The organism is Streptomyces sp. SID14478 (assembly GCF_010548525.1).
In the GTDB taxonomy this organism is placed as follows: domain Bacteria; phylum Actinomycetota; class Actinomycetes; order Streptomycetales; family Streptomycetaceae; genus Streptomyces.
On sequence record NZ_JAAGMG010000848.1, the window covers coordinates 1 to 4,044 of the forward strand.

The following is a 4,044-nucleotide window of genomic DNA, read 5'->3' on the forward strand; positions in this document are numbered from 1 at the left end:
GTGGTCTTGCCCGCGCCGTTCGGGCCGAGGAAGCCGAGGATCTCGCCGGGTCCGACGCGCAGGTCGATGCCGCGGACGGCCTCGACCGGCCCCTGCCTGGTCGAAAAGGTCCGGGCCAGGCCGGACGTGCTGATGACTGCCATGGGGCAAGAAAAACAGAGTCACTTAAATTTTGCAATCTCCCCAAAATTTCAGGAAGGCCAGCGAATGGCTAGCATCGGGGCATGGCTGAGGGACTCAGGGAGCGCAAGAAGCGCCAGACCAGGCAGTACATCTCGGACGTCGCGACCGGGCTGTTCCTGGAACGGGGCTTCGACGCGGTGACGGTCGCGGAGGTCGCGGACGCCGCCGACGTGTCCGTGAACACCGTCTACAACTACTTCCCGGCCAAGGAGGACCTGTTCCTCGACCGCTCCCGGGGCGTCGTCGACCGGATGTCGCGCTGGGTGCGCGGCCGGGAGCCGGGGGAGTCCGCGGCGGCCGCGGTCCTGCGGGAGCTGCGCGACGAGGTCGAGGCGGTGTCGCCGCGCGTCGGACTGATGGACGGGTACAGCGACTTCATGCGCGTCGTGCACGCCGCGCCGTCGCTGCGTTCGCGGCTGTGGGCGATCCAGCAGGAGGTCCACGACCACCTCACCGGGACGCTGCGGGAGGAGACCGGCGCCGGCGCCGACGATCCGCTGCCGGACCTGATCGCCGGTCAGATCGGCTGGGTCCACCAGACCGTCATGGCGGGCATCGGGCGCCGCATGCTCGCGGGCGGCACACCGGCCGGCGTCTCCCGGGACATGCTCGGCGTGCTCGACGACATCGAGGGCCTCCTGAGCGAAAAGGTGCTCAACTACGCCGTGCGCGACGCCTGATGGGCCGTTGAGGTGTGATGTCCGTCATTCGGACAGGGCGCTTCGGCACGAAGGGCCACGTCGAGGCGGTGGTGGTCGGGTGACGGGCGGGCGTGACGCGCATCTCTTAGCGGTCACACGGCCCCTCACTGACGCTAGGGTCCGCAAAAGAGCAACGTCAACAGTGGTCAAGCGGTATGCGGGTACGCGGTTAGGGGAGTCGCACGTGGCACGGAAGCTCGCCGTCATCGGAGCCGGTCTCATGGGATCGGGCATCGCTCAGGTCTCCGCCCAGGCGGGCTGGGACGTCGTCCTGCGCGACGTCACCGACGAAGCCCTCGCCCGCGGCACCGGCGGCATCAAGGCGTCCTACGACAAGTTCGTGAGCAAGGGCAAACTCGCCGCCGAGGACGCCGAGGCCGCGCTGTCCCGCATCACGACGACCACCGATCTGGACGCCGTCGCCGACGCCGACCTCGTCGTCGAGGCCGTCTTTGAGAAGCTCGAGGTCAAGCACGAGATCTTCCGCGCGCTCGACAAGATCGTGCGGGACGACGCGGTGCTGGCGTCCAACACCTCCGCCATCCCGATCACCAAGATCGCGGCGGTCACCGAGCGCCCCGAGCGCGTCGTGGGCACGCACTTCTTCTCACCCGTGCCGATGATGCAACTGTGCGAACTGGTGCGCGGCTACAAGACGAGCGACGAAACCCTCGCCACCGCACGGGAGTTCGCCGAGTCCGTCGGCAAGACCTGCATCGTCGTCAACCGCGACGTGGCCGGGTTCGTGACGACCCGTCTGATCTCCGCCCTCGTCGTCGAGGCCGCGAAGCTGTACGAGTCGGGCGTCGCCACCGCCGAGGACATCGACACCGCCTGCAAGCTGGGCTTCGGGCACGCCATGGGCCCGCTGGCCACCGCCGACCTCACGGGCGTCGACATCCTGCTGCACGCGACCGGCAACATCTACACCGAGTCCCAGGACGAGAAGTTCGCGCCCCCCGAACTGATGCGCCGGATGGTTGACGCCGGTGACATCGGGCGCAAGAGCGGGCAGGGCTTCTACAAGCACGGCTGACGCGGGTGCGGCTGACGCGATGTCACCCCTCGGGGTGAATTCGGTATCGGTTCGCTTACAGACGGCAACTTATGGGTGCTCCAGCCAGTCAGTTGCAGTGACATACCCAGATCAGTCATCACACGGATCACACGGATATCTCTCGTATCACGGGGAGCGCATATGCACATCAGGGGCGACCACGTCGAGCTGGTCGTCGGGGGCCGCCTCGACGTCCGCAGCGCGGCGGACGCCCGTACGGTCCTGCACACCGCCGTCGACGACGGCATCGGTGACCTGGTGCTCGACCTGTCCGAACTGGACTCCTGGGACGCGACCGGCCTCGGCGTCATCATGGGCGCCCACCGGCGCGCCGGCCGCTGCGGCCGGCGCCTCGTCCTGCGCGGGGTGCCGCCCCAGATGCAGCGCCTGCTCGTCGCGACCCGGCTGCACCGGATTCTGGCCATCGAGGGCGGCATCGGCGTCGAGTCGCTGCCGCGGGTCTGACGTTCCGGCTCCGGACGAACCAGGCCGGGGGAATGAATCGTTCATTCCGGTGGGAAGTGCGCACAATCCTCACGAGACTGTGACGCTTCGGACGGCGCGGGGCCCCGCGTGTTCGGCGATACTGGGCCAAGGTCTAGGGTTCGGTCGCCCGCGGTAAGACGTACCCGCCTCGCGGGCACCGGACCAGAAGCGACAGCGCAGTGTGCACAGGCCGGGAGGGGCAAGCGGCACACCACGCTTTTGGGGGGCTTTGACCATGGACCCGATGCACCGGGGACCGGAAGATTTCAGCCAGGAACCGCGCGATGACGTGCGCGACAGCGGTGGCCGCCAGCGCCAGCCGCGCGATCCGCTCACGCCCGACTTCGGCCAGCCGGCACCCGCGCTCGCACGCACCGTGCAGCTCGTCTCCGGCGACTACCTGCTGACCGTCAATCCCGTCGACGGCAGCGAGATAGAGCCCTGCCCGCCGGGCGAGCGCCCCGGCAGGCCCGTCAAGTACGACGCCACGGAGCGGGCCGAGCTCGCGCGCGCCACGCGCCCGCCCATGCCGCCCGGCCCCGCGCTGCCCCGACTGCCTCTCCTGGAGCGCCAGGAGGAGCGCGAGCGGCTCGTACGACTCCTCGCGCGCGGCCGCTCCGTGCGGCTCACCGGACCGTCCGGGTCCGGGCGCACCGCGCTGCTCGACCAGATCGCCGAGGACTGCCTGGACATCGCGCCCGACGGCGTCATCCGGCTGTCCGGCCACCGGCGCTCGGCGAGCGACGTCCTGTACGACCTGTTCGGCACCGTCTACCACGCACCGCTGCACCGCCCCGACCGCGCCCTGCTGCTCGAACTCGTCCACGACATCGGCGCCGTGGTGGTCCTCGACGACCTGGAGTTCGGCGGCGCCGCGCTCGACGAACTCCTGGAAGCGACGCCCGAGTGCGCCTTCCTGCTGTCCGCGACGCCCGAGATCGCGGCCCCGTCCGCCGACTCCCACGTGGAAGAGGTCTTCCTCGCCGGGCTCGGCCGCGGCGGCAGCCTGGAGCTGCTGGAGCGCGCCGTCGGCCGGGTCCTCACCGACGACGAGGCGCAGTGGGCCGGCGACCTGTGGTTCGAGTCGGAGGGGCTGCCGCTGCGCTTCGCCCAGGCCGGTGCGCTGCTGCGCCGGCGCGACCTGCTCCGCGCCGACCCCAGCGCCTTCGACGCGTACGGCCATGACGTGGGCCCGGAGGCCTCGGCGGCGGTCATCGACGCACCCTTCGACGCCGTCGGCGACTACGACGTCCCGCTGCCCTCGCTCGCCGACGGAGCCGCGCCCGTCGCGCTGCTCGCCTCCGGGCTGAGCGAGTCCGCGCGCGCCACCCTGCGGTTCGCCGTCGCGCTCGGCGGCGAGATCCCGCACCAGGCGCATCTGCCGGCCCTCGTCGGAGACACGCACGCCGACGCGGCCCTCGCCGAGCTCGTCTCCTGCGCACTCGTCACCCCGGTCGGCAGCCGCTACCGCCTCGCGTCCGGCGTCCAGACCCAGCTGGTGGCCGCGGGCCACGGCGACGACATCGTGGAGCACGCCCGCACCGCCGGCCGGCACTACGCCTGGTGGGCCGGGCACCCGTCGGTCGGGCCCGAGCGGGTCGCCGCAGAGTCCGACGC

Annotated in this window: 4 protein-coding genes and 1 pseudogene; 4 read left to right on the top strand and 1 reads right to left on the bottom strand. The window is 70.8% G+C overall.

Annotation, left to right across the window (positions count from 1 at the left end):
- Positions 1 to 143: ATP-binding cassette domain-containing protein (locus tag G3I40_RS47385; RefSeq protein WP_343245035.1), on the bottom strand; the 143-nt coding region annotated here is incomplete at its 3' end.
- Between the two features lie 81 nt (positions 144 to 224).
- On the opposite strand from G3I40_RS47385, the gene G3I40_RS27935 reads away from it, so the two are divergent.
- The 4 genes and pseudogenes from G3I40_RS27935 to G3I40_RS27950 form a co-directional block, all read left to right on the top strand.
- On the top strand, positions 225 to 863 hold the full coding sequence (locus tag G3I40_RS27935) for a TetR/AcrR family transcriptional regulator (protein ID WP_164305129.1): 639 nt from the start codon (positions 225 to 227) through the stop codon (positions 861 to 863).
- A gap of 205 nt (positions 864 to 1,068) precedes the next feature.
- Complete coding sequence (locus G3I40_RS27940) at positions 1,069 to 1,920, top strand: 3-hydroxyacyl-CoA dehydrogenase family protein (RefSeq protein ID WP_164305131.1); 852 nt, start codon at positions 1,069 to 1,071, stop codon at positions 1,918 to 1,920.
- A 162-nt stretch (positions 1,921 to 2,082) separates the two neighbouring features.
- Positions 2,083 to 2,406, top strand: coding sequence for an STAS domain-containing protein (locus G3I40_RS27945; RefSeq protein ID WP_164305133.1), 324 nt, complete (start codon positions 2,083 to 2,085; stop codon positions 2,404 to 2,406).
- A gap of 256 nt (positions 2,407 to 2,662) precedes the next feature.
- Positions 2,663 to 4,044 (top strand): annotated as a pseudogene (locus G3I40_RS27950) (ATP-binding protein); the annotation flags it as partial.

Bases quoted from the DNA above. Each gene is read 5' to 3' on its own strand.
- G3I40_RS27935 (WP_164305129.1), top strand. From the start codon at position 225: ATGGCTGAGGGACTCAGGGAGCGCAAGAAGCGCCAGACCAGGCAGTAC.
- G3I40_RS27945 (WP_164305133.1), top strand. From the start codon at position 2,083: ATGCACATCAGGGGCGACCACGTCGAGCTGGTCGTCGGGGGCCGCCTC.